25 protein-coding genes and 1 pseudogene are annotated in these 23,734 nt (G+C 43.4%); 6 read left to right on the plus strand and 20 right to left on the minus strand.

Annotation, left to right across the window (positions count from 1 at the left end):
• Positions 1 to 163: 163 nt before the first annotated feature.
• The 15 genes and pseudogenes from ACPW7J_RS13810 to ACPW7J_RS13880 all read right to left on the minus strand — a co-directional run bounded on the left by ACPW7J_RS13810 (position 164) and on the right by ACPW7J_RS13880 (position 12,439).
• Positions 164 to 2,752 (minus strand): hypothetical protein, encoded by a 2,589-nt coding sequence (locus tag ACPW7J_RS13810; RefSeq protein WP_425755525.1) that lies wholly within the window; start codon positions 2,750 to 2,752, stop codon positions 164 to 166.
• A 57-nt stretch (positions 2,753 to 2,809) separates the two neighbouring features.
• Complete coding sequence (locus ACPW7J_RS13815) at positions 2,810 to 3,418, minus strand: SHOCT domain-containing protein (protein ID WP_425755527.1); 609 nt, start codon at positions 3,416 to 3,418, stop codon at positions 2,810 to 2,812.
• A gap of 157 nt (positions 3,419 to 3,575) precedes the next feature.
• Positions 3,576 to 4,181: an SHOCT domain-containing protein gene (locus ACPW7J_RS13820; RefSeq protein ID WP_425755529.1), complete on the minus strand. Its 606-nt coding sequence runs from the start codon at positions 4,179 to 4,181 to the stop codon at positions 3,576 to 3,578.
• A gap of 156 nt (positions 4,182 to 4,337) precedes the next feature.
• The gene (locus tag ACPW7J_RS13825; protein ID WP_425755531.1) at positions 4,338 to 4,937 is read right to left on the minus strand and encodes an SHOCT domain-containing protein; all 600 of its coding nucleotides are present in this window, start codon (positions 4,935 to 4,937) and stop codon (positions 4,338 to 4,340) included.
• Positions 4,938 to 5,079: 142 nt separating this feature from the next.
• Complete coding sequence (locus ACPW7J_RS13830; protein ID WP_425755533.1) at positions 5,080 to 5,451, minus strand: SHOCT domain-containing protein; 372 nt, start codon at positions 5,449 to 5,451, stop codon at positions 5,080 to 5,082.
• A 21-nt stretch (positions 5,452 to 5,472) separates the two neighbouring features.
• Positions 5,473 to 5,667, minus strand: coding sequence for a hypothetical protein (locus ACPW7J_RS13835; protein ID WP_425755535.1), 195 nt, complete (start codon positions 5,665 to 5,667; stop codon positions 5,473 to 5,475).
• Positions 5,668 to 5,951: 284 nt separating this feature from the next.
• Positions 5,952 to 8,642 (minus strand): hypothetical protein, encoded by a 2,691-nt coding sequence (locus ACPW7J_RS13840; RefSeq protein WP_425755537.1) that lies wholly within the window; start codon positions 8,640 to 8,642, stop codon positions 5,952 to 5,954.
• Between the two features lie 50 nt (positions 8,643 to 8,692).
• Positions 8,693 to 9,286, minus strand: coding sequence for an SHOCT domain-containing protein (locus ACPW7J_RS13845; protein ID WP_425755539.1), 594 nt, complete (start codon positions 9,284 to 9,286; stop codon positions 8,693 to 8,695).
• A gap of 151 nt (positions 9,287 to 9,437) precedes the next feature.
• The gene (locus ACPW7J_RS13850; protein WP_161875512.1) at positions 9,438 to 9,776 is read right to left on the minus strand and encodes an SHOCT domain-containing protein; all 339 of its coding nucleotides are present in this window, start codon (positions 9,774 to 9,776) and stop codon (positions 9,438 to 9,440) included.
• Positions 9,777 to 9,790: 14 nt separating this feature from the next.
• Positions 9,791 to 10,030 (minus strand): hypothetical protein, encoded by a 240-nt coding sequence (locus tag ACPW7J_RS13855; RefSeq protein WP_425755541.1) that lies wholly within the window; start codon positions 10,028 to 10,030, stop codon positions 9,791 to 9,793.
• Between the two features lie 18 nt (positions 10,031 to 10,048).
• Positions 10,049 to 10,465 carry an SHOCT domain-containing protein gene (locus ACPW7J_RS13860; protein WP_425755543.1) on the minus strand — a complete coding sequence of 139 codons (417 nt, stop codon included), beginning with the start codon at positions 10,463 to 10,465 and terminating at the stop codon, positions 10,049 to 10,051.
• Positions 10,452 to 10,631 carry a hypothetical protein gene (locus ACPW7J_RS13865; protein ID WP_425755545.1) on the minus strand — a complete coding sequence of 60 codons (180 nt, stop codon included), beginning with the start codon at positions 10,629 to 10,631 and terminating at the stop codon, positions 10,452 to 10,454. The genes ACPW7J_RS13860 and ACPW7J_RS13865 overlap by 14 nt, the downstream gene beginning before the upstream one ends.
• Before the next feature lie 216 nt (positions 10,632 to 10,847).
• On the minus strand, positions 10,848 to 11,636 hold the full coding sequence (locus tag ACPW7J_RS13870; RefSeq protein WP_425755547.1) for a DUF4368 domain-containing protein: 789 nt from the start codon (positions 11,634 to 11,636) through the stop codon (positions 10,848 to 10,850).
• A gap of 30 nt (positions 11,637 to 11,666) precedes the next feature.
• A pseudogene (locus ACPW7J_RS13875) lies at positions 11,667 to 11,774 on the minus strand (hypothetical protein); the annotation flags it as partial.
• 140 nt (positions 11,775 to 11,914) lie between these two features.
• Positions 11,915 to 12,439 (minus strand): recombinase family protein, encoded by a 525-nt coding sequence (locus ACPW7J_RS13880; protein ID WP_425757531.1) that lies wholly within the window; start codon positions 12,437 to 12,439, stop codon positions 11,915 to 11,917.
• Between the two features lie 148 nt (positions 12,440 to 12,587).
• On the opposite strand from ACPW7J_RS13880, the gene ACPW7J_RS13885 reads away from it, so the two are divergent.
• From ACPW7J_RS13885 to ACPW7J_RS13910, 6 genes are all read left to right on the plus strand, one after another.
• Positions 12,588 to 12,905, plus strand: coding sequence for a TnpV protein (locus tag ACPW7J_RS13885; RefSeq protein WP_425755549.1), 318 nt, complete (start codon positions 12,588 to 12,590; stop codon positions 12,903 to 12,905).
• A gap of 483 nt (positions 12,906 to 13,388) precedes the next feature.
• On the plus strand, positions 13,389 to 13,727 hold the full coding sequence (locus ACPW7J_RS13890; protein WP_425755550.1) for a transposon-encoded TnpW family protein: 339 nt from the start codon (positions 13,389 to 13,391) through the stop codon (positions 13,725 to 13,727).
• The gene (locus ACPW7J_RS13895; RefSeq protein WP_425755552.1) at positions 13,724 to 14,998 is read left to right on the plus strand and encodes a recombinase family protein; all 1,275 of its coding nucleotides are present in this window, start codon (positions 13,724 to 13,726) and stop codon (positions 14,996 to 14,998) included. Before ACPW7J_RS13890 ends, ACPW7J_RS13895 begins: the two co-directional genes overlap by 4 nt.
• A complete protein-coding gene (locus tag ACPW7J_RS13900) occupies positions 14,947 to 15,495 on the plus strand; it encodes a DUF4368 domain-containing protein (protein WP_425755554.1) in 549 nt (182 codons plus the stop codon). Before ACPW7J_RS13895 ends, ACPW7J_RS13900 begins: the two co-directional genes overlap by 52 nt.
• Positions 15,496 to 15,558: 63 nt before the next feature.
• The gene (locus ACPW7J_RS13905) at positions 15,559 to 15,927 is read left to right on the plus strand and encodes a hypothetical protein (protein ID WP_425755556.1); all 369 of its coding nucleotides are present in this window, start codon (positions 15,559 to 15,561) and stop codon (positions 15,925 to 15,927) included.
• 141 nt (positions 15,928 to 16,068) lie between these two features.
• On the plus strand, positions 16,069 to 16,401 hold the full coding sequence (locus ACPW7J_RS13910) for a plasmid mobilization protein (protein WP_425755558.1): 333 nt from the start codon (positions 16,069 to 16,071) through the stop codon (positions 16,399 to 16,401).
• 266 nt (positions 16,402 to 16,667) lie between these two features.
• Here ACPW7J_RS13910 and ACPW7J_RS13915 read toward each other — a convergent pair whose 3' ends face one another.
• From ACPW7J_RS13915 to ACPW7J_RS13935, 5 genes are all read right to left on the minus strand, one after another.
• Positions 16,668 to 18,128, minus strand: coding sequence for an AAA family ATPase (locus ACPW7J_RS13915; protein ID WP_425755560.1), 1,461 nt, complete (start codon positions 18,126 to 18,128; stop codon positions 16,668 to 16,670).
• Entirely contained in the window at positions 18,125 to 19,120 is a 996-nt protein-coding gene (locus tag ACPW7J_RS13920) for a hypothetical protein (RefSeq protein WP_425755562.1), read from the minus strand. Before ACPW7J_RS13920 ends, ACPW7J_RS13915 begins: the two co-directional genes overlap by 4 nt.
• Positions 19,121 to 19,215: 95 nt before the next feature.
• Positions 19,216 to 19,932: a TIGR02391 family protein gene (locus ACPW7J_RS13925; protein WP_425755564.1), complete on the minus strand. Its 717-nt coding sequence runs from the start codon at positions 19,930 to 19,932 to the stop codon at positions 19,216 to 19,218.
• A 65-nt stretch (positions 19,933 to 19,997) separates the two neighbouring features.
• The gene (locus tag ACPW7J_RS13930; RefSeq protein WP_425755566.1) at positions 19,998 to 21,209 is read right to left on the minus strand and encodes a hypothetical protein; all 1,212 of its coding nucleotides are present in this window, start codon (positions 21,207 to 21,209) and stop codon (positions 19,998 to 20,000) included.
• Positions 21,199 to 23,724 carry a DNA cytosine methyltransferase gene (locus tag ACPW7J_RS13935; RefSeq protein ID WP_425755568.1) on the minus strand — a complete coding sequence of 842 codons (2,526 nt, stop codon included), beginning with the start codon at positions 23,722 to 23,724 and terminating at the stop codon, positions 21,199 to 21,201. Before ACPW7J_RS13935 ends, ACPW7J_RS13930 begins: the two co-directional genes overlap by 11 nt.
• Between the last annotated feature and the right edge of the window lie 10 nt (positions 23,725 to 23,734).

A 23,734-nucleotide genomic window follows, 5' to 3' on the forward strand; every position in this document is an offset into this window, starting at 1 on the left:
TCCGGCGCTTGGTATTCAGCCTTTATTTGTTATCAACAGGATTTTCCTGGTATACGGTATAATCTGCATCAGCTCATTTTTATGAACTCATACTTTGATCTCCAGCGGCAGCCAATCAAAGTCAATCTTTTTTTACTGTAGTTTACTTCCCTTGCGATAATTCTTATAATCCTGCGCCTCCTGTTGCCGGCGTATTGGCAAACTGTCCCCTGAATGCCGCGTTAAATACACCTGCGATTTCTTCGCTGATAGCTTCCTTGTTTTCTCTAATAGTTTCGACCAGGGACTGTCCGTCCTTCGCCTCAATTTTGATTTCTACGCCGCCGACCTCTATCATAAGCGGCGTACCGCCACCTCCGCTAAGACCTCCAATACTGCCGCCTACGATACCGCCTGCCGCGAAGCCCTTTGGTGAAAAGCCCGGCGCCTGCAGATAGCTGCCCACCTGGTTGAACAGCTCCATCGCTCTCTTTCTTCTGTGTCTGCCCAGAGGAATAATGGCCTCCGGCGTTCCTTCTTCCGCCACGGTAATCAGCTGCGCGCCGCCGTGAACATAACCGCCGTCAGCAAAAGCCGGAGCGATAATGCCGCCGCGATACTTCGCGCCATTGGGGTTATATCGTAGCTTCTCCGGTAACCCGGGGGTCTTCAGGGGTTGATTCTGCTTCTTATTACTCTGTGTATAGCCTGGATCATAATGCTTCAAATACCAATCCCCTACTTTCTTCTGACTAATGTTGGAAAGCAGCTCCATCTTATCCATAAAGCTCTGTACTGCTTCAGGCAGCGCCGCTCCCTTTTCTGAAAACACCTGCGCGATTTCTTGCATTTTGTTATACAACGGCTCCATGTTGTCAAAGAATTCACTTACAAGGGCCTGCCCATCTTCGTTTCTCTGTAAATTCATTATACTGCTCCGTGTTTTCTTACTAAATTTACCCCTTTCCAATTCATCGCCTAATTGATCCAAAAATCCAAGCTTTTCCGAGAATTTGTTCTGAAATTCCTCCATAGCCGCGTCTGCTAATACGCCGTAGGTGTCTATTTCCTGCTTGTAGAGACCGTCTATCTGACCCTTTCCATCGCTTCCCCACAGAAGATCCTGTTTCTGCTGATCACTTCTTCCGACTGCCGCGTAACTGTAGATATCCTCCAAAAAATCAACTCTTTCATTCGCGGCTTCTGTTCCCTTTTGTAAAATCGCTGCAAAGGATTCCTTAGAATATCCTTTGCCAGAGCCCATTTTCACCTTTTCCAACGCTGCCTGAAAGTCAGTATCCTGCTGATTCTTCTCTGCGGATTCTGATTTGCCATAAAGCAGCTGCAATATGTCCTGTCTGATTTTATCTATCTTCTTTTGCTCCCGGCCGTCAATTGTACCATCAGCAGCAGCCGCGGATACTGCCTCATCGAGTTTTCCGTTGTAAGCATTCAATTTCTCCAGCTTCTCCTGATAATAGGCGTCAGTTTCCCCTATGATTCCTTCCGCTGCTTCCGATTCTCCCATCAGCGTCTTTACAGCCTCCCTAGACGCATACTGGCTGTCCAGCAGATAGCCTTCACTGCTTGCCCCAAAGCTTTCTGCAGCATACATTAAACCCGCCATATTCTCGGCGGCATTTTTTGCGCCTAACGTTGTACTGCTAAGCCAGAGATTCTTCTGCAGTCCATGATCTACCTGCTGAAGCTCCGCAAATGTCCCCTGTATATCGCTGATTGCCACGGCTGCATTATTAATCCGCATGGTTTGACCTGCATCAAAGAGTTCTCCCACAACCTGTGACACCTCATTAGCTGACATGGCGATTTTGCCAAATTTCTTGTCCATCTGTATACCGGCCAGCTCTTTCTGTTCTGCCTTTAGCTTCGCCACCTTTTCCGCCGCGCGAGAAGATACATCGGCATATTTTTCTGCACCGTTTATTCCGTCTGTAAAAGAATCTGCTACCGGTTCGCTGAGAATTTTTCCAAGGAGATAACCGCCTGCCGCGCCAACAATCATACCCAGCGGGCCAAAAGCAGTCCCTCCCAGCGCCGCGCCTGCCTTCATTCCGCCGAGCGAACCTGCTACAATCGTAGTCCCCTCAGCAACCTTATAGGTTGTGTCATATGCATTGTCCGAAGAAAACACACCCTCAGCAATGTCCGCGCCGCCGTCCAGAACGCCGAAAGCTGTAATGGCGTTGGCAACAGATTTAGGGATACCGGCTTTAAATTTAGCGTATTCTTCTAGATTGTTTATTTTCAATTTTTTTAACTTATTAAAACTATTATGCACCTCTCCTAGTCCATTTACCATCACAATCGCACTGCCTGCCGACATAGCGCCATCAAAAAAGCCTTTATTGTCAGCAGTTTGTACCGGAATAGTACCTCCCCAAGAACTCCTCCCGGCATACGGCACCACATACCCTCCACCATAGCTTGGCTGCAGCTGTATACGCCTGATTTTTCTCTCTGCCGTATAGATATCTGTATATACCTGCCTCATGTCGACAGAAACAGCTACCTTATAGGTATTCTTCGAAAAATCTCTTAATTCTCCTGATACAGATGCCAGAACCGGCGTTACCTGATCGTCCAGAAAAATAGATGCGGTATACTTCGTTTGTGCAAATTCATTCAGCAATCGCTCTGTAGTTTCCATTGCCTTTTGAAACCTTTTCATCTTCGCAGGCAGTTTGCCAAACTCGCTGCTATAGGCTTGTAAAATCGTTACATCCTGTTTCGTAATTCCTGTTTCTTTCCTCATATTCTCTCCTTCCTTTTTCCCATAGAAAAAAACGCCTGCAGGCGTTTTCCTTCTTGATTAATCTACATATTTAAACTTTAGTAGTTCCCTCTTTCTATCCTCGAATTCTTCCTCCGTGATAATCCCATCGTCACAGAGTTCTTTAAATCTTCGGATTTCCTCGGCAGGACTTCCCGAAAACTTCTTTTTCTGTGCCTCTTTTTCCTGTATTTCTCTGATATATGGCATTACCTCTGCAATCTCATGCTGCATGAATTCCAGGTTGTCGACATCTGCAATTATGCCGGAAAACTCTCGATACCAGCCATCTATATCAAAAAAGATTTCATTTTTATTCGGGATAAAGATTACATTTTTTAGATCAGTATAGTCAATAGCTTTAATTCCTTTATTATCAGCACATATCGAAATCAATCGTTTATTCGTAAAAATATATATCCATCTTGTTTCATTATCATAGAATTCCTTTTTATATATATATATATATCCCCAAAAGAACGAAAATACATATTCATCTGGTTCTAAAAGAAACTCTGCAAATTCAAAATCACGCCGTCTATCATCATAATCTGGCCAACTTGTATCAAAAAAACCTTTTTTCTTCTTTGGATCTTTATGCTCACGATAATATGCCAGCATCTCCTCTGCCGTCCGCATTTTTCTCATCTCTGCTATCTTTCCTTTCTTTCACTTGCGTCCATCTCCAAATTTCTACTGTACCTATTATAGCATATATTTTAGCTGTATTTGCACACTGGTTGAAAATATTTCATTTTATCCCCCCAAAATAAAAAACGCCCGCAGGCGCTTTTCTCACATTTCATCAGTCTATATATTTAAACCTCAGCAATTCTTGTTTTCTGTCTTCAAATTCTTTCTCTGTGATAATCCCGTCGTCACAAAGTTCCTTAAATCTTCGAATTTCCTCGGCAGGACTTCCCGAAAACTTCTTTTTCTGTGCCTCTTTTTCCTGTATTTCTCTGATATATGGCATTACCTCTGCAATCTCACGCTTAATAAAATCTATATCTTCATGATATATATTTACATCCGCTAATCCCCGATACCAGCCATCAGTGTCAAAGTACACTTCATGACATTTAGTATTCACCAGTATATTATTTATTTCCTTATACCTCAATATCTGCCAACCTGCTTCAGTGCATTTAGCAATTAATCGTTTATTGGTAAACATATATATCCAATTTATTTTTTTATGTTCACTCATATATACTTGTCTATATATATATCCCCAAAAAAAAGTCATTACATATTCATCATCATCCAAAACTGCTGATGGATATCTATAATAAATCAATTCATCTTTTGGCTCCCGTTCTTCATAACCAAACAAACTTGTCCTTCGCTCATACTCCACATTCTCACGATAATATGCCAGCATTTCCTCTGCTGTACGCATTTTTCTCATCTCTGCTACCGTTCCTTTCTTTCACTTGCGTCCATCTTCAAATTTCTACTGTACCTATTATAGCATATATTTTAGCTGTATTTGCACACTGGTTGAAAATATTTCATTTTATCCCCCAAAAGAAAAAACGCCCGCAGGCGTTTTTCTCACATTTCATCAGTCTATATATTTAAACCTCAGCAATTCTTGTTTTCTGTCTTCAAATTCTTTCTCTGTGATAATCCCGTCGTCACAAAGTTCCTTAAATCTTCGAATTTCCTCGGCAGGACTTCCCGAAAACTTCTTTTTCTGTGCTTCCCTCTCTTGTATCTGTCTAATGTACGGCAAGACTTCCTCAAGCTCATGTTTAATAAATTCTCTGTCTTTAGGATCAATGATTACATCAGATAGCCCACGATACCAATTATCTGTATCAAAAAAAATCTCATTTCTTTTCGGTACTACCATTATATTTTTTAATTTCCTATTATCAATAACTTGGCATCCATGTTTATTCATACATTTCGCAATTAATCGTTTATTTGTTAATATATATATCCATTGTGTTTCATGCGGCGCTGCAATATATATATATATATATCCCCAAAATAGCACAAGAGCATACTCATCTAATTCTAACCATGCCTCAATCTCCTTATAATTCTCTAAATCATCATGAAGTGCGTACACTGGCTCAAAAAGTCCTCTTTTTTCCTTAGGTCCTCTATTTTCACAATAATATGCCAGCATCTCCTCTGCCGTCCGCATTTTTCTCATCTCTGCTATCTTTCCTTTCTTTCACTTGCGTCCATCTCCAAATTTCTACTGTACCTATTATAACATATATTTTAGCTGCATTTGCACACTGGTTGAAAATATTTCATTTTATCCCCCAAAAGAAAAACGCCCACAGGCGTTTTTATAAATCTAATAATTTCTTTTTCTTTTGTTCAAATTCTTCATTAGTAATAATCCCATCGTCCCAAAGCTGTTTGAATTTGCGTATCTCGTCAGCAGGGCTTACAAAAGAGTTTCTTTTCTGCAGCTGCTTTTCTCGTTCCTTCCAGATAAACGGCATGACCTTTTCCAGTTCTTTTTCGATGATTTCAGCTTCCTGATCACCTAACACAAATGCTTCGGATAAACTTCGACGATAAACATCCGTTTCAATTATAAAACAACCATCTTTCATTGCAATTCTACTTACTCGATCCCACTCAATGCTATCTACTCCCTCAGCATCAAAATTCACTGCAATAATCCTTTTATTTGTCAATATATATATATCCATTCTTCATATTCTCGTATATCTTTATATATATATATATATATGAAAATCAGTCAGGCAATATTCATCTGGTTCTAAAAAAGCTTCTGCTCTTTTATATTTGTCAAGGGAACCTTGAAACAGCTTAGGAAGACCTAAACTTTTATCACCTTGGCCTCCAGCTTTCCTAATCTCACAATAATACTCGTACATCTCCTCTGCCGTCCGCATTTTTCTCATCTCGTCCACCGTTCCTTTCCCACACCTGCATTAGCATCAGGTTTTTCACTATACTTATTATAGCATACTTTTCTAGATCTTTTGTATGTAAATAAATTAAAACATTTCTAAAACTACTGACTTTGACAGGCACAAAGCCTTCTTCCACATCCAGAATATCCGGCTCTTTATTGTGATTCTGATAAGCGAAGTGAAGCCACTGCGCCAGTCCGCTTATCTTGATGAGTTTTTTGCGTATTCCTCACTGCTGATTTCCTCCATTTTAATTTGTACTACTATCACACTTATAATCCTGCGCCTCCTGTTGCTGGCGTATTGGCAAACTGTCCCCTGAATGCTGCGTTAAATACGCCTGCGATTTCTTCGCTGATAGCTTCCTTGTTCTCTCGAATGGTTTCGACCAGGGACTGTCCATCCTTCGCCTCAATTTTGATTTCTACACCGCCGACTTCTACTGCAATCGGCATGCTGCTGCCGCCTCCGCTAAGACCTCCGATACTGCCGCCTACGATACCGCCTGCCGCGAAGCCCTTTGGTGAAAAGCCCGGCGCCTGCAGATAGCTGCCCACCTGGTTGAACAGCTCCATCGCTCTCTTTCTTCTGTGTCTGCCCAGAGGAATAATGGCCTCCGGCGTTCCTTCTTCCGCCACGGTAATCAGCTGCGCACCGCCGTGAACATAACCGCCGTCAGCAAAAGCCGGAGCGATAATGCCGCCGCGATATTCCGGATTCAAAGAGATAGTTGGCGGCGCTGTTCCAAAAATCTTATGACCTGTAACATATACCGCTACCGGTGCTGTAATAAACTTTGGAATGCCAAAGTCCTCTGCTGTAATATTGAACTGCCCCTGAATTACCTTTTCTCCATCGATCATCAGCTGTGTTGAAACTGTTGAAATACCGCCTGTTTCCTGTGAACCGGTTACAGGCTGCTGCTCTGAACTTGCCAGATATTCATAATCTTCAGTGTTGAACTTTTTATTCGAATTATCAGCTAGCCAATTCATCGCTTTATCATCAGCAACATATGCATAAAAGTCCATCTGTCTTAAATAATCATAAATATCTTTAGGAACAATTGCACCTGCGGATTCGTACTCCTTTGCCAGTTCTAATATTTTCTTTGTAGTATTCGCCATACTATCAACATATTCGCCGATGGCATTTCTTGTTTCTTCATGCGCACCTAATATATTTCCCTGATCCCTAAATGCTTCGAAGCTTTCACCACTATAATGATTTTCTCTTACCTTAGCAGATAACTCACTTATCGGAGCTGCAAAGTACCCCAGTTCATCTTTAAAACGGCTGGCAAACTCATCATTCATAGTATCCGCAACATTCATATAAAGATCTTTCTTTTGCGCATACAGACCTTCATCTCCACTTCCGTTTTTACCCCACAGAGCTTGCTTTCTTCCATCAGCATCCAGTGAGTCTGCAATACTGGCATACGCGTTATCCAGCGTTGCTGCATTTTCATCAGCGCTGCCAAGTCCTAAAGCTATCACATTCTGAAAGGATTCCCAGTCCATATTTTTTATACTGCCAGACGGTATACCATCTAAAGCTGCCTGAAATTTATCAGATCTATCTTTTCCAAGAATTCTTTGATTCTCTATATCTGTCATGATTTTGTTGATTCCACTTTGTTCCGTCTTACTGATGATTCCGTCCTGCAAAGCTTTATCAATATCACGTTCCAGTTTTTCTAACAACCTTTCTGTATCCTGAATCCTTTCCTCATATTTTTTACGCAGTGCGCCGATCAGTACATCTCCTGTATCTGAATCTCCCATAATTGCGTTTATTGCTTCAATATCCGCATGCTGCTTCTCTCTCAGGTACGAAAGCTGCTCTGTGCCATAATCTGCAATCTGTCCTCTCAAAGCAGTCCGCTCGCCCTCATTCAGATGTTCTGTCGACGCCATCCACAGACCTTTATCCATCACATAATCGCCTTGCTGCAGGCTTTGATAAGTATTACCCAAATCAGATACCGCAGCATTGACATTATAAATTCGTGCCGTCTGTGACGGATCAAACAGTCCTGCTACTACTTGGGAAAGCTGCTCTGCTGAAAGCGCAATATCCCCAAACTTTTCATCCAGCTTTAACTTTGCAAGTTCTGCCTGTTTCTGCCTGAATTTCTCCAGTCGCGCCGCCGCTTCTGGAGAAATTGCCGCATTTTTCATAGCGCCCAGCTTTCCACCGCTCATGAACTCTGAAATAGGATCGCTCAAATACTTTCCTGCCATATAGCCAAGTCCTGCGCCCGCTGCTGCGCCAATGGGTCCAAACAAAGATCCAAGCGCCGCACCAGCCTTCATACCGCCAAGGGAGCCTGCCATGATAGTGGCACCTTCAAAAATTTTTGAAATTCTGTCATAAGTATTATTTGCTGTAAATATTCCCTCTGCGATATCTAGGCCGCCATCCAGCATGCCGATGGCAGAAATGCCGGTAGAGATGTTTTTAGGTAATTTTAAATTTTCGGCTCTTTTCAAAATATCTTCTCTTGCATCCTTAAATATGCTTCTATAGTTCCCATACAAAGCTCCTATGGTCGCCCCGCCAAAAAACAGTTCTTCTAACATGTTTCCATTCTTTGCTTCCGGAACCGCCTGGGTTCTTTCCCACACTGCCCTGCTTCCGGTATAGGTCTTTGTTTGTCGCCCTCCGCCCTGCGCATAGCGAACCTGTGGCTGTATACGATATGCCTTCGCCGTCAGATTTTGCAGCCTTCGTTCAAACAGATTCAGCGCCTGCATCGCTTCGTCCATGTCCACATAAAGGCTAACCCTACAGGACTTCTGTGAAAACCGAGTTGCAAAACGATCCAGCGTTTCCAATGCTCTCTCCGTTCGATCCAGCGTATCGGCAAATTTTTGGGTATCGCTCTCTACCTGGCTGATCGCTTTGCCATAACTTTTTACAGATGCTTCGTTCACTTCAATAATTATTTTTTTACTCATTTCCCTTTTTCTCCTTTATTTTCCCAAAAGAAAAACGCCCGCAGGCGTTTTTACAAATCCAATAATTTCTTTTTCTTCTGTTGAAACTCTTCCTCAGTGATAATTCCATCGTCCCAGAGCTGCTTAAACTTGCGTATCTCGTCGGCAGGGCTTAGAAAACGCTTTCTTTCTTGTAGCATTTTTTCTCGCTCTTTCCAAATGAAGGGCATGACCTTTTCTAATTCTTTTTCGATGATTTCAGATTCTCGATCTGTTTTTACAAATACACAGGATAAGCTTCGATTATAAGTATCGGTTTCAATAATAAAGCGTCTATTTTTTATTATAAATCTTTCTATTTGATTCCATCCAATACTTTCCGAACCCTCTTGTTCAAAGTTTATTGTAATAATCCTTTTATTTGTTAATATATATATCCATTCTTCTGTTTCCTGTATATGTTTATATATATATACATATACGCGAAATGTGGTCAAGCAGTATTCGTCCTTTTCCAAGAATTCTTCTGCAATTTTATACTCATTCAAGGCATCTATAAATAATCTGTCGCTGAAACTAAGTAATCCTGTTGTCGTATCCTTTTTAATTTCACGGTAGTACTCGTTCATCTCCTCTGCGGTTCGCATTTTTCTAAGCTCTGCCATTATATACTTCCTTCCTCGTATTATCACTTCTTTCTATTGTGTACATTATAGCACACTTTCGAGGATAGCTTGCACATCAATTCGTTAAATTTTCATCCATTTCCCTTTTCCTCCTTTATTTTTTCCAAAAGAAAAACGCCCACAGGCGTTTTTACAAATCCAATAATTTCTTTTTCTTCTGTTGGAATTCCTCCGCTGTAATAATTCCATCGTCCCAGAGCTGCTTAAACTTGCGTATCTCGTCGGCAGGGCTTACAGAAGCGTTTCTTTTTTGCAGCTGCTTCTCTCGCACTTCCCTAATAAAAGGTATAACCTTTTCTAATTCTTTTTCGATAAATTCAGAGTCTTCCATTGCTCTGACAAATACACGAGACATACTCATACGATATACATCCGCTTCAATAATAACATCTGTTCCAGTAATGTATACACTTTCTATATTTTCCCATCTAATGCTTTCCGCCCCATAAGTGTCAATGCAAATACTCATAATCCTATTGTTTGTTAATATATATATCCATTTTTCAGAATTATAGCCGGTATCATATATATATATGCACGGAATGTCGTTAAGAAATATTCATCCGTCTCTAAAAGATTTTCCACCCTTTTATATGGTTCCAAAGGATCCATGAATAATCTCTTTCTGTCTAAATCAGATGTTCCTGGTTTAATATCTTTTCTGACTTCGCAGTAGTACTCGTACAGTTCTTCAGCTGTTCGCATTTTTCTGATCTCAGCCATAATTTCTTCTCCTCAATTTCAATCCATATATTTGAATTTTAACAGTTCGTTTTTTCTATCAATAAATTCTTCCTCAGTAATAATCCCATCGTCCCAGAGCTGTTTAAATTTCCGTATCTCGTCAGCAGGGCTTACAAAGCGTTTCTCTTTCTGTGCTTTTTCATATTCCGCCTTTATTAACGGTCGAATTTCTTCCAATTCCTTTTTAACAACCAACACTTCTTCTTCGGAACAGGTAAATACTCTTGACAAGCTATAATGCCAATTGTCCGTACAAAAAACAATATCCCCATCTTCTAAAACTACAATATCTTTTATGCTATTGTACTCGATCACTTCCACTCCTTGCTGATATCTCCGTGACGCAATAATCCTTTTGTTTGTCAACGCATACGACCATACTTCTCTCTCCTGTATCTGCTTATATATATCCATCAATTATCATTACGCAGTATTCTTCCGGTTCTAATAAAGCTTCTATTTTTTCAAATCGAGCCGATTCATTTGCTTTAGTGAAAAGCATTTTCAAAGTATTTTTTCCTTCTGGCTTACTTTTACAGTAGTACTCGTACATCTCCTCTGCCGTCCGCATTTTTCTCATCTCACTCACCGCTCCTTTCCCACGTCTGTACCAATATCAGTCTTTCGCTATGCCTATTATATCATACTTTTCTAGATCTTTTGCATATAAATAGGTTAAAACATTTCTAAAACTTCTTTCTAACGCAAAAAGACGGCGACCCCTTTGTACCCTTCACATAAGGAAGTGAAGGGTACGAGGGCATCTCTTCATCAAATTACGGTATAGTCTTCGTGGCTATGCCGTTTTTTCTTTTTCTGAATGCTTCTGTTTCAAGCGTTCTTGGAACATTTCTTCATATTCTTCAGCAGATGGGGCGTTGATAATACCGATACCACTATAGTAAATATCAATCGGATATACAGTCTTTTCATCTATCATCTGTTTCTTAGATATCATAATGTAATCAATAAATTCATTGACGATGGCAGGCGTAAGTTCCGTGATTTCCGTATAACGCCTGACTTTCTCCACAAATTCTGACAAATTTGCGGTTTTATCATTCTGCATTTCAATATCTGCTTTTAACTGGATGAGAGATTCTTTTAAGGCTTTCTGCTCTGTTTCGTAGTTTACCGACATTGTTGCAAAACGCTCATCGCTCAGTTTGCCCGATACGTTATCCTCATAAATCCGCTGAAACAATATGTCAAGCTCAACAATACGTTTTTCAGATTTGGCTAATTCCCGCCGTTTCTTGGCAAGCTCTTTCCGCTGTTCCTCACTTGATTTGTCAAGCTGTTCCTGTACGAATTGTTTTTCAAATGCCTGCACGTAGAATAGGACACGCCGCAAACTTTCAAGAACCAAGGCATAAACAACCTTTTCACGGATATAGTGGGCAGTACAGTTTGCCGTATTCTTGCGATAATTGGAACAGAAGAAATATGCCTGCTCTCGGCTGTAATTGTTCGTCACGCTGTAATACAGCTTTTCCCCGCAGTCAGCACAATAGAGTAATCCTGAAAAAATGCTGATTTCGCCTGTGCGGTTTGGTCTGCGTTTGTGGCTTCTAAGCTCCTGCACGAGTTCCCAAGTTTCATTGTCAATGATAGCTTCGTGGGTATTTTCAAAGATTTTCCATTCTTCTTTCGGTCTGCGTTCATGGTCTTGTCCTTGAATGAACGAGTGGTAGAGCGAAAGTTGACTGTATGACCGCAGTATTCAAGCCATTCCAAAATATCCGCAACCGTCCTTGCCGCCCATTTATGTGGTATGGCTGGAAGTGCAGAGGTATTTCTGCCTTGTGCTTGCCAATGCTCCGTTGGCGTTTTTATACCCTCCGAAAAAAGGATATTTGCTATCTATGTCGGTCCGTAGCCCTCAACGCATAGGCGGAATATCCTGCGTACAATCTCTGCGGCTTCTTCGTCAATCAGCCAATGGGCAGGATTGGCTTCGTTCTTCTTGTAACCGTAGGGGATAACCGTTGTAAGAGGTTTCCCCGACATGCCTTTGTTCTGGAATACCGCCCGTACTTTCTTTGAAGTATTCTTAGCATGCATCTCATTGAACCAGTCCTGCACGGGGAGAAAATCGCTCAATCCGTCCTTTGTGTCGATATTGTCCATAATGGCAAGATAGCGGATGCCCATACGGACAAAATCTTCTTCCAATAGCTGACCGACAACAAGGCGGTTTCTGCCAAGCCTTGAATGGTCTTTGACAATAATTGTTCCGATTTTCCCCGCTTCGGCAAGCTCCATCAGTTCCATAAAAGACGGTCTTGTGAAGCTGACACCAGAATATCCGTCATCTACGAAAAATTGGTGATTCTGAAATCCGTTATCCTTTGCATACTTGCTGACAATGGATTTTTGAGAGTTAATATGTAGAGGGTGGTTTCTGCCACCAAATACATATGACTGCGGCTCATTTGTGGTGAATAGGACTTGCGGTCGTAGGGACGGAGATAGACTCGTATCGCATTATCGGTAGCCGCTACCGATAACATCTGAAATGACGGAGGGAGACACTATGGACGAATTAAAACTGGGTATCCATGACGAGACAAACGGTCTTGATTATGTCCTGGTCGGGGACTACTACATCCCGGCTATCGAGTTGCCGGAGGACGATGACCGCCCTATCGGGAAGTGGGGACGGATGCACTGGGCGTATCTGGAAGAAACGAATCCACTTCTGCTCAACCACCTGACCTTGACGGGCAGACTGCACACCTACCTTGCCGATTTGGACGAGCAGGCGCAGAATCGCTATCGGCTCATCATCAGGCAGATGGCTGCCGCCGAGGGCATCACCGAGAACTTGAAGCACTGGTCACAGTGGGAATGAATTAAGACCATGAACAGCATTATGAACCGCGCCGAGGAAAGCATCAAGTGCGAACTGATTTATACATGACTTTCACCCGGCATTTGCACCAGCGCAAAAGCGTACAGGCTTCCGCAAGGTTCCCCCTATGGGCGGGACCTTGCGGGAGTTTTTCCTTTGCATTTGTACCATCGCTGACCGCCTGTCCGCCGCCTCCCTCAAAAATTTTCTTTGGCAGGGCTTGACAAGAACGGATGTTCAAATTATAATAAGTTCATATTTGAACTGAATATCTGATGTCTATATAATACACATATTTCATTTGGCAGATACATAACCGACTGCGGAGATCGTCCGCGGGCGGTTTTTTGTATCTGCTTTTCCTTTCTCATACATAACCAAAACTCCAGAAGCAGAAAGATGGTGTGATTGACAACTGAATGACCGTCCAAGCAGCTATCATGCCGGTGAAGTATGCCATGACCGAAAGCGAGCGTACCGACGATGAGACACAACGGCACAGCACCAACAAAGGGATTTGCCTGTCAGGAACTGCTTCGGGGAAACGGCTTCCCATATCAGAAATTTCTGTTTTTAAGTTTCAATGATATGAGAAAGGACACCATGACGAAAAACAACGAAAACCAGAACTGCCAGTATATGACCCGCCGCATCGGCTCTACCACTTACAAGGTGAAGGTGGTCTTTTCCGACAATGGCGGCGAAACGCTGGAGGAAAAAATTTTGCGGATGATTCGCAATGAGGGGCTGCAAAACGGTGGAGAACGTGGTATGATGGATGCACCACAAATGAGCCGTCAGTCTGAAAGGAGCGCGTCATGAGCGCAAGACAGACTGAGGAAAAGATCACGGCCTTATACGAGAGGCTCTCTCGTGACGATGAATCCGCTGGGGACAGTAATTCGATCGTGAATCAGAAAAAATACCTGGAGGGCTACGCCGCCCAGTACAGCTTCTCCAATATCGTCCACTACACCGATGACGGATGGTCGGGCGGCAACTTCGACCGGCCGGCATGGAAACGGCTGGTGGCTGACATCGAGGCCGGGAAAGTGGCTCTGGTACTGACGAAGGACATGAGCAGAATCGGCAGAGATTATCTGCAAACCGGTTTCTATACGGAAGTCCTCTTTCGCAAATTCGGGGTGCGTTTCATCGCCATCGGCAACAGCATCGACAGCGCCGACCCCAGTTCCAGCGAGTTTGCGCCATTCGTCAATATCATGAGCGAATGGTATCTGCGGGACTTGAACCGCAAGCAGCGCACCGCCATCCGGGTCAAGGGCGAGTCTGGCAAGCCCACCACCAACTGCGCCATCTATGGCTACCGGAAAAACCCCAACGACAAATACCACTGGCTGATCGATGAGGAAGCTGCCGCTGTTGTGCGGCGCATCTTCCAGCTTACCATTGAAGGCCACGGCCCCTATGAGATCGCCACGATGCTCTGCGAGGCGAAAGTCGAGACGCCTGCCGCTTACTTTGCAAGGCAGGGACGGGGTGTTTGGAAAAGCAGAGAGGACATCCCCCGGCCTTATAGCTGGAACGGCTTTGCGGTGGGGCAGATACTTTCCAAGCTGGAGTATATGGGGCATACGGTCAACTTCCGCACCCACAAGGAATCCTACAAGGACAAGCGGGCTGTTGTCCACTCGCCGGAGGACTGGCTGATTTTTGAAAACACCCACGAGGCCATCGTGGACAAAGAGACCTGGGAGTTGGCCCAGAAGCTGCGGAAAACGCCCCGCCGCCATGACACCATCGGTGAGGCCAATCCCCTGACCGGGCTACTCTACTGTGCCGACTGCGGCGCAAAACTGTATAACCATCGGTCGAGAGGAACAGCCGACAAGCCATATCCGTCAGACTGGTTCGACTGCTCCACCTACACGTTGACCCGGCAGAAACACGGGATAGCTTGCAGCAATCACCACATTTCCACCAAGGCTCTGCGGACGCTGATTCTGGAAACGATCCGAGCCGCCAGTCCGTCACGGAGGCAGAAGCGGCGCTGGACAGCTTCGAGCAGGACACCGCCAATGTGGAACGGTTCCTCGCCCTGGCGAAAAAGTACACCGATTTCTCGGAACTGACTACGCCGATGATCAACGAATTTATTGATAAGATCATCGTCCATGCCCCAGAAAAGGTAGACGGCGACAGGACGCAGCAGGTGGACATCTATCTGAAATTCATCGGGCGGTTCGACCTCCCTGCCCCGGAGCTGATGCCGGAGGAAGAAAAGCGGCAGGCTTCCCTGCACCGGCACCGCGTCAAGAGCCGGGAGCGCTATCAGAAGATCAAGGCCGGCGAACACGCTGTCGGTCAGACGTTCAAGCTGGTCTGCAAATGCTGTGGGGAAGAATTTGAATCCACGCGGTTGAACACTCTGTTCTGCGGCCCGAACTGCCGGGCGAAATTCTACCGGCAGGAAGCGGCGGCAGGCAGGAGCCGCGAATGCGTCTACGGAAACTGCGGAAAAGCATTTACCACCACCAGAAGCGATGTGAAATACTGCTGTGAGGCTTGCCAAAGGAAAGCGCACAGCAAAATGCGGTATCGGCAGAAGCAGGAAGCAGAAACCGTATAAAAACGGAATGGGCGGGTCAGGTATACTTGGCCGCCCTGACCTATGGAAAGAAGGGAATATTCCATGTGGAACTGCGATTGGGAATATGAAAATCAGGAAACGCTGAAGCAATGGTATGAAGAAAAGTTCGCCGGGATAAGGCCGTACTCGGCTGTGCGGAAAATTATCTGCAAGGGCTGTGGGCGTGTGTTCTACACCCAGATTGCCAGTAAGAAATATTGCTATTATCATCTGTGCGGGAACCGGGGTTATCAAAAGGATTTGAAGCAGCGGCGGCTGGAAAAACGCCAGAATCAGATTTGCAAAGGGTGCGGAAAAACCTTTACCCCCAAGAGGTCGGATGCGGTCTACTGCTGCAATGCCTACCGCCAGCGGGCTTACCGCCAAAGCGTTACGGATAAGGTATGTGGTCAAATTGAACACCACCACTAACCGTAACGGAAATATGGAATATGCGCCGGACATGGGTATTCGCCTCTCGTGTCCGGCCATTTTTTGAAAATCTGATTTGTGGTACGATGCCAAAATCCAAAAATGGCTGATTTTATTTGCGATGGGAGGAAGCAAAAAGCAATGAGTAAACGGACAGAAGAATTGAAAATCCGCATCTCACCGGAGGACAAGGAGCGGATAAAACTCAAGATGGAGGACGCCGGCATTCTGACCATGAGCGCCTACGTCCGCAAGATGGCTCTGGACGGAATTTGTATCAGGCTGGACCTGAAAGATGTGCGCCAGCTTGTTTCCATGCTCCAGCGGTGTACGAATAATCTGAACCAGTACGCTAAGCGGGCGAACGAAACCGGGAGCATTTATGCGGCGGACATTGAGGATTTGCAGAAACGCCTGGACGAAATTTGGGAGTTGTCCAGACAGACTCTCGCCAGTCTTGCCGCGATCCGGTAGCAGTAGAGCGTACAAGCTAACTCAACTTTTCGCTTTTCAAGGGGAGCGCAGGCCCTTCTATTTCCTGCGGGGCAGGAATAGCAGCGTTCGGGAACCGAACGCGTAGCCAGCCCCGGCAACGGGTCTGTTCAAGGGGTTTGGGGTGCTACCCCAACAAACAGAAACTGCGGTTTCCGGCAACGCCGGGAGCTGCTGTTTCGAGCCTTTGTGGGAACAAAGGCACTGCTTGCCAAGTAGCAAACCCCCATCAAACGTGCCAAATCATATCAAAATGGCAAAAGTCGGCCTTGCAATTCAATTATATTTTTGTCAGCGAAGTCATAACTATTGTAAATAGACGCAATTATAATTTGGTGTTCAGTATAATCCTCCGCCAGGATAGCCATCATCTCATTCACATTTTCCTCGCTTACCTCACGCCCACTTGGTGAATCCAGAATAATTGGTAGGCATACCCCCGTGTGATTTCGAATTAAAGCTACATACGATATTTTGAAAGCAAATACAACCTTATGGAATATTGCCCCAGACAACGACTTGAGGTCGTTTGTAAAAATATAATCATTTCGCGCACTTACATACTTTTCATCCAAGCCAAGACGGGTAGCATATCGTGAAATAAGGCTATGCAACTCGGCGATAAGAGGATTATTTTGTTTTACGCTTGTAATTACCTGTTCCTCTAAGGTTTTCCGTTCTTTTTCCAGCTTAGCAATGATCCTCTGTGTAGCCAAAGCATCAATGTCAATCTTTGAGATTTCACTATCAAATTGCTCTAAGCTACTTTTTACATTAAACAACATCGAATCCCTGTCTTGCTTGACTCTTAGCTGATGTATTTTCCGATCAATAACCGCAAGTTGCTCACAAATAATCTTCTGCTTTGCAACAAGAAGGAGGGTCGTATCAGCATAGCCAACTAAAGTATCTTTATTGACCGGGATTTCAGTGCCATCCGGCGTCTTTACCCGAAGCCTAAAAGAAGTAATGTATTTTTCAAAACTATTGTTTTTTCTAACTACGCTCTTTATGCGGCAGAGTTCTTCTTCAAGCGGTTTTCTCTCGCAGTAAAGCACTTCTAAGGCTGTGTCGATTTCATCAGCCGGAGAATCAGAATAGACCGCCTCTCCCAGTTTATTTATCTCAGCTTTATATTTTGCAACATCGAGCATATGTCTATATTTCTGAAGTTCTCGTTTGACTGTGGCAAGTCTTTGAGATAATTCATCATTTGATTTTTCGGACAATCCCCTAAGCAACGACTCAAGTGAAAAACGGATATTGCCAATAGCTTTTCCGCGATTTAACAGAGTCCATCCTTTTTCCTGGTCAACATAAAAAGCGCCAAGTAAATTTTCAACCACCTCAGAATTTTCAATACCAAAAATCAAGGTGTGTATTTCATTCTGCTCAGTAGGGAGGGAATATCCCTTTTCTGTTCCGTCACAAGTGATTTCGATGTAGTCACGATTTCTAGTTAAGACAAACTCACTTTCAGCCACACCTATAACTGTAAGAATCGTCTCATAGTCGGAAAATCGAATGCCGCGGGTATTGGGTATCGGGTAGCCCAGGGCATACATAAGCATTCTCAGCAGAGTAGTCTTGCCAACGCTGTTTTCTTTGCTGAAAACAATATTTACTCCTGGGGTAAAGGTAAATATCTTTTGATTATCGCCTAAAAATGTCTGCTGCATGGAATTGACCTGCAATGAAACTATTCTCATAATTTCACCTTGCCTTTTATCCCGGCAATTACCCTGCGATTTTTGAGAACGTTTGAAATCGTAATTTGGATTACCATTTCTTCTGTGATAGCGTCTGCACCTTTCAAATCGAAATCGCTTTTGTACTGTTCCCACCTTTCGGATACAAAACGGCTCATCCGCTCTTTTGATTTCAGAGCAGGGAAGAAATCATTAAAATCACTGAGAACTTTTGAAACAAATTCAAATCGTTCGCTGTTGTTATTTATTACTGCCCTATACTTTTGAAGGATTTCCGTAACATCAGAAGAATCATAATCCTCTAATTCGGCATCTGTTTCACGGACTTCACACAGAATGGCAATAATAGGCCATATCATACTTTCCTTTGTTATTGTGGAAGTCCTCTGGGATGCATTTACCCTAAAAGAGTTTTGCCACAATGACAACATTTGACCTGTGGATACTTTACTGGCACCAAGGTCATTGAGAAATTCCATAGTCAACGATTGCAGCACCTTATATCGCTCGTCCTCGGATTCACCATGAAATTGCATCACACAAACTGTCAACATAGATGTATCAATACTATATCCGTTTTTTGAGCAAATATCAGTTATCGACTTCTGGCAGCTTGTTGGTAACTCAGAAAATGGAGCCATATTAAGGGGACTGCTAAATTTATGCATAGTCCGTATGTTGTTAAAGGGATTGGGTGAATTCGTCACAAAGACAAGTTGCTCAACATCGGTTATCTTAGATGCCGCATTCAATGTCCGTAGACTGGCCTCCAAGTTTCTTTTCACATGACTAAAATCATCAGGCTTCTCGACCGATTTCGCTTGTGCCATCAGAATCTTTCCATTTGAAAATGTAATTTCAACATCCTCTGTTTCGCCTTCAACTTTGACTTTGGAAGCACTTTCAATATTTTTAAGCATCAACATAATTGCCGCATTACTCTGAAATTCCCAGCCAAAGGCGGAAGCAGTTGCATTTGATGATCTTGGCATTGGCACATCCACCTCCCTTGTCCCCAACTTCTCCTCTTGTTTCACCAGCTTAGTCGATGCCAGTATCGGCTTTTACATATATACCTTATTTCTTCTCAGCCGTTACCATTAGGCGCCGCAATTATTTCGTCAATCTTGAACATTAACATACTGGCGAAAATCATTCGCCGCATAGAATCATCTTTCTCAAGCTCAATATTCTCGTGAGATTTGGGATTTCGCAACGCTGCCATAGCCCCGGCGAATAGGAAACGAGTACCCAAGTGGATGTCTTTTCCTGTTTGAGTAGTCCGATCTCCCGCTTCAAGTACTGGGTCATTATCGGCAAAAACCTTGTTCATAAGCGCCTGCCCATCAGGAACATTTTCGGAATCTGGATACGCTGTGCGATACAGTTCCTTAAGGCGAGAATTTATTTCAATGAATGCATTGCAGGCGGCTTCGGCGTAACTTCCATCTCTATACAATTTTTCAGAAACTCGCTGAATATTAGGGTGTAGTAAACGGCACAGCCCCATACTATTTGCTTGGTTTGTAGCGAGTATTTGTCCTTTAACAAAGTCCACAGCTTCAATTGTCTGCCCGTATACAATCAGATTGATATAAAAGCGCTGATATGGCAGTTCAGTAAAAAGAGCATTTTTCAAATCGACGAGATGGTTACTGATGGGAGGATTTATCCCTGAAATCTGTTGAGCCACACTTGCAATTCCCTCGCGGACATCAAGGACAGTCTTGAAGTGGATAGGTTGATTGTAGCAAGACAGTGACTGCAATTGAATAGATAGCTCGTTCACTTTTGTACTGTTCATTTTTTCTCCATCGGCTTGATCATCATTTTGGGTATCAGCCAGTTTTTATTTTTTGCAAAGTTCAACTAATAATTGAATTCAATCCCAGTCACTACGGAATTAAAGTCACAGAAAGGTAGCGCCTCAAAGTAATCCGTCCGAAGTCCAATGTCAAGCACATACATGAAAGCTGCAAAATCGTAGATGACTGGCTCGCCTTTGTTTGCCATAATATTCTTTCGTATGCTCTCCGTCTTGGCAATAAGACAGGTATACTGATACTGCTTATCAATGATTTGAGTATTTCCGTTCGGATGCGCTTTCTGCAAATGTTGTCCGCTGGTCAAAGCGATAAGATTCTCAATGTAATCAGCGATTTCTTCAAACTCATTCTGGGGAAAAATGTGATGCATATGAGTGGCCAGTTCCCCAACAGAAAAACGATCTAAAACCTCCGACATACCTTCACGATGGGCATCGTTAAACTTTCGGAGATATTTCATTGCTCTACTAATGCGGTACTGATACATCTGCTCTGTCTTTGGTTGCGGGTTGAAATCACCACGAGCGACATTCTTATCCTTACCTACGGCATCATCTCTCCAGTTGGTCTGGTTATACATGATTTTGTCGTAAGTAATCATTGACCGGGAAAGATGTCCTTTTTCCACGCCCTTCTTGTGCAATTTACAGGCAAGAGGATTCAACACCTTGATAAAAATTCGGTTTGCCTCTATCGCTGTGTTGATTGGTGTGTATTTAATGCAAAAATCAGAAAACATGGTCTTAAGTTCCTGCAAGGATGCTTTTGTTTGCAATTCAAAAAAGGTTTCGAAGCCATCCCACAAGCCGCTATTCTTAAGCGTCCTTTCAATATAAAGGCAGAGGAACTCAAAAGAATTACGCTCACGGAGAGCAATGTACTCCAATACATCCATGTTCTCTACGCTGAACTGAATAGTATTACGTACTATACCATCCTCGCGCAAAACCCCTGCCGCTGCAAGCATCTTCATCGGCTGACGGAAGAATTTGTTGTACTCATCAAGTGTTGTCCTTATGGTCGGATCAGGTTTACCAAACAGGTACTGTACATTCTCTATTGCGTATTTGGAATGCCAGATATCCGGCGACTGGAACGGCTGCTTACCTCCGTTCTGAATGTAGTCCACGATGCAGTCTGCCACAAAGCAAACTGCATCCAAGGCGCACTTTTGGTCGATCCAGCGGCCGTTTCCAGTTTTACGGATGTCATAATCATGCTCATCCAGAAATTTCTGTAAAATATTACTTGTCATTCTCTTTTAACACCCCGTAAAAAAACACACTCGTCTTATCTACATTGATTGACTGTGTTGACAGGTTTCTCGCAATGCCGTAGAACCTTCTATATTCCTCTGTGGAGAAATACGCTCTCTGCCTCTTAGTGAGCCGCAACGGTTTCTTTGGAATTAGAACCGCAACCGATCCATCCGGGATAATTCCAGGAAGATTCTCAATAACCCGTGGATTATAGGTCATGTTCGGTGTAAGATAAACGCTGCTATCATCCACATACTGATATGCAGAAAGAGTGACGGCTATTTCTTCTGGTAAATAAACATCATAGCCAGGAATATGAGTAATACCTTGTCCGTCATCATCAATATTTTTTGCTTTAATTACCCATAGGGAAGGGCCTGCTCGCTCCGAACTCGTAATTGACTTCGTAATCTGCCTGTCCCGGAACACGGAGAATACATTAAAAATTAACTTGTCCGCTACTGCATCGAAATCCTCATCTCGATAAATTATAAAGTATGGAAATCTCTTATCTGTCAAGTAAGACTGCTCTCGAACAGATTTGCGATTGAACTTCATGCTGTAGACTGATGTTTCTTGTGGCTTCATCTTTGGGTATACGATAAGGCACATGGTTTCAATAGATACTCCTGTGAAACCGTAACGGCCGAAGTCAATGATGGTCTCAATTCGCATCTGCCGTAAAAGGTTCCTCGTATCCTCAAATTCTTCTGTACTGAGTAGGGTCTTATTCAGCACCAATGCAACGCAGTCACTGCAGCGGATACATTTTTCCAGAAACATCTCTGAGAGATTATTTGTAACATGATTTGCATTTGATGCAAGACTTAACTCGATTTCTGGCGTTCTTTCTTTCAGTTTGGAGAAGGGAGGATTCCCGACCGCCAGGTCATATCGGTGTATTGTACGGTAAGTGAGAAAATCCTGACATATCCGATTAATTGTAAAGTTCTGCGGTATGTCAAGTTTCTCCAGCATGATGTCAAAGGTTTCGATGCTATCTGGGTCAATATCGACCACATCTAAAATGACATGGGGGACATTTTCATATCGCCTAAAGAGGAAAGGAATGAAACTACCCGCACCCACAGACGGTTCCAATATCCGTATCTCATCCTTGCTAAATGTTGGTAAACTACCCATGATTTCATTCACGATGAATTTGTTGGTGTAAAATGCGGCATTCTTCTCCCTGCGGGCGTTACAAAGTTCTGTAATCCGCATGAGTGATGCCACATCTAACTCCATGGGATTATCTCTTAAAAAAGTACGCAGATTTTCCCGGTTGTCCAAGTGATAATCCGCAATGATCCTGTTGATTTCGATAGACTCACACCTTTTCTGCGCCAGCTTGTTGCGAATAGCCGCAGCGAGTTGGCGCATGATTTCAGTTGGAACAGCCTCACCCAAGCATTGGCGAATGTTCATTTCATGGCTTTTATAGACATCCCGTTTTTCCTCATTTGAAAGCGCATTCAATTCTTCGAGGCTCATGTCCACCCATCGAAAATCATCTGGAATTGTCATCATTACCATGAGTTCCCGGATACTATAAACTCTGTCCTGCTCGGGGTGAATCGTATTCTGTGCCGCCAATTGGTCGTTGCGGGTATGTACACACTGAATGAAACGATCCCAAGGTTGTCTTGTGTATTTATCTCGGTTTTTCCTGATGTTTTCGACAATCTGGCCATTGACTACTCTGTGTGGCCGCTTTTCAGGAGAATCGTTGTCAAATGCGGATTCACCCTCTTTTAAGTCGTGAATCCACTCTCGCATCTCAGACTTATATGTGCGGAACGCATGGTAAAAATCGTCAACGCAAATCTCTCCCCACTCAAGTCTTGGAAAATCATAAATTACTTCCCGTAACGTCTTTTCTGGCCTGAACTCTGGATAAAGATCATATGGAGTGATGTTATTCCGATACGCCTTATCGACACCAATCATCAGTGTCCTCGTTCGAGAGGAATTTGAGCCATAATTCATAAAGTTCAAAATACGCCCAGAAATAACATAGTCTTTTCCAAGAACCTCTCTGACATACTCTCCGATTGGAACAGTCCGTCCATCTGGAGTAATGCAAAGTGTCTTTTGGAAAGCCATGACATTCTCAAAAATGAAAAATCTCGGATTAATCTGACGGATAATCTCAACAGACTCAACTACGAGGCTATTTCTATTTATTTCCTTGTCATTCTTTTTATGGTTAATGACGCTGATACCCTGGCAGGGTGGCGTAGCAATAATGACATCTACACGATCATTTCCTTTATGCTTCCATTTACGAATTTCAGAGTAAATTCGTTGTTTAATCACATCTGATGTAATATCACCAACAATATAGCCAGAATCATACTCGCATTTATGGTTGCAACGTTGTACTTGCATCCGCCGTTCAATGATTTCATTAGTAGCAATACAACGGTATCCTTCCATTTGAAAACCGTGACAGCCAACACCAGCCGAACTAAACAGCGTCACATACGTCATACTCTTATCTTTTAACATGAGGTTCCTC

It is taken from the genome of Ihubacter sp. rT4E-8 (assembly GCF_049852125.1).
In the GTDB taxonomy this organism is placed as follows: Bacteria; Bacillota; Clostridia; order Peptostreptococcales; family Anaerovoracaceae; genus Senimuribacter.

Bases quoted from the DNA above. Each gene is read 5' to 3' on its own strand.
- ACPW7J_RS13855 (WP_425755541.1), bottom strand. From the start codon at position 10,030: ATGGCTGAGATCAGAAAAATGCGAACAGCTGAAGAACTGTACGAGTAC.
- ACPW7J_RS13885 (WP_425755549.1), top strand. From the start codon at position 12,588: ATGGACGAATTAAAACTGGGTATCCATGACGAGACAAACGGTCTTGAT.
- ACPW7J_RS13910 (WP_425755558.1), top strand. From the start codon at position 16,069: ATGAGTAAACGGACAGAAGAATTGAAAATCCGCATCTCACCGGAGGAC.
- ACPW7J_RS13895 (WP_425755552.1), top strand. From the start codon at position 13,724: ATGAGCGCAAGACAGACTGAGGAAAAGATCACGGCCTTATACGAGAGG.
- ACPW7J_RS13935 (WP_425755568.1), bottom strand. From the start codon at position 23,724: ATGTTAAAAGATAAGAGTATGACGTATGTGACGCTGTTTAGTTCGGCT.
- ACPW7J_RS13890 (WP_425755550.1), top strand. From the start codon at position 13,389: ATGAGACACAACGGCACAGCACCAACAAAGGGATTTGCCTGTCAGGAA.
- ACPW7J_RS13845 (WP_425755539.1), bottom strand. From the start codon at position 9,286: ATGGCAGAGCTTAGAAAAATGCGAACCGCAGAGGAGATGAACGAGTAC.
- ACPW7J_RS13850 (WP_161875512.1), bottom strand. From the start codon at position 9,776: ATGAGTATTTGCATTGACACTTATGGGGCGGAAAGCATTAGATGGGAA.
- ACPW7J_RS13925 (WP_425755564.1), bottom strand. From the start codon at position 19,932: ATGAACAGTACAAAAGTGAACGAGCTATCTATTCAATTGCAGTCACTG.
- ACPW7J_RS13840 (WP_425755537.1), bottom strand. From the start codon at position 8,642: ATGAGTAAAAAAATAATTATTGAAGTGAACGAAGCATCTGTAAAAAGT.
- ACPW7J_RS13915 (WP_425755560.1), bottom strand. From the start codon at position 18,128: ATGAGAATAGTTTCATTGCAGGTCAATTCCATGCAGCAGACATTTTTA.
- ACPW7J_RS13905 (WP_425755556.1), top strand. From the start codon at position 15,559: ATGTGGAACTGCGATTGGGAATATGAAAATCAGGAAACGCTGAAGCAA.
- ACPW7J_RS13825 (WP_425755531.1), bottom strand. From the start codon at position 4,937: ATGAGAAAAATGCGGACGGCAGAGGAGATGCTGGCATATTATTGTGAA.
- ACPW7J_RS13835 (WP_425755535.1), bottom strand. From the start codon at position 5,667: ATGAGAAAAATGCGGACGGCAGAGGAGATGTACGAGTATTATTGTGAG.
- ACPW7J_RS13810 (WP_425755525.1), bottom strand. From the start codon at position 2,752: ATGAGGAAAGAAACAGGAATTACGAAACAGGATGTAACGATTTTACAA.
- ACPW7J_RS13860 (WP_425755543.1), bottom strand. From the start codon at position 10,465: ATGGATATATATAAGCAGATACAGGAGAGAGAAGTATGGTCGTATGCG.
- ACPW7J_RS13920 (WP_425755562.1), bottom strand. From the start codon at position 19,120: ATGCCAAGATCATCAAATGCAACTGCTTCCGCCTTTGGCTGGGAATTT.
- ACPW7J_RS13865 (WP_425755545.1), bottom strand. From the start codon at position 10,631: ATGAGAAAAATGCGGACGGCAGAGGAGATGTACGAGTACTACTGTAAA.
- ACPW7J_RS13830 (WP_425755533.1), bottom strand. From the start codon at position 5,451: ATGGATATATATATATTGACAAATAAAAGGATTATTGCAGTGAATTTT.
- ACPW7J_RS13820 (WP_425755529.1), bottom strand. From the start codon at position 4,181: ATGAGAAAAATGCGTACAGCAGAGGAAATGCTGGCATATTATCGTGAG.
- ACPW7J_RS13930 (WP_425755566.1), bottom strand. From the start codon at position 21,209: ATGACAAGTAATATTTTACAGAAATTTCTGGATGAGCATGATTATGAC.
- ACPW7J_RS13815 (WP_425755527.1), bottom strand. From the start codon at position 3,418: ATGAGAAAAATGCGGACGGCAGAGGAGATGCTGGCATATTATCGTGAG.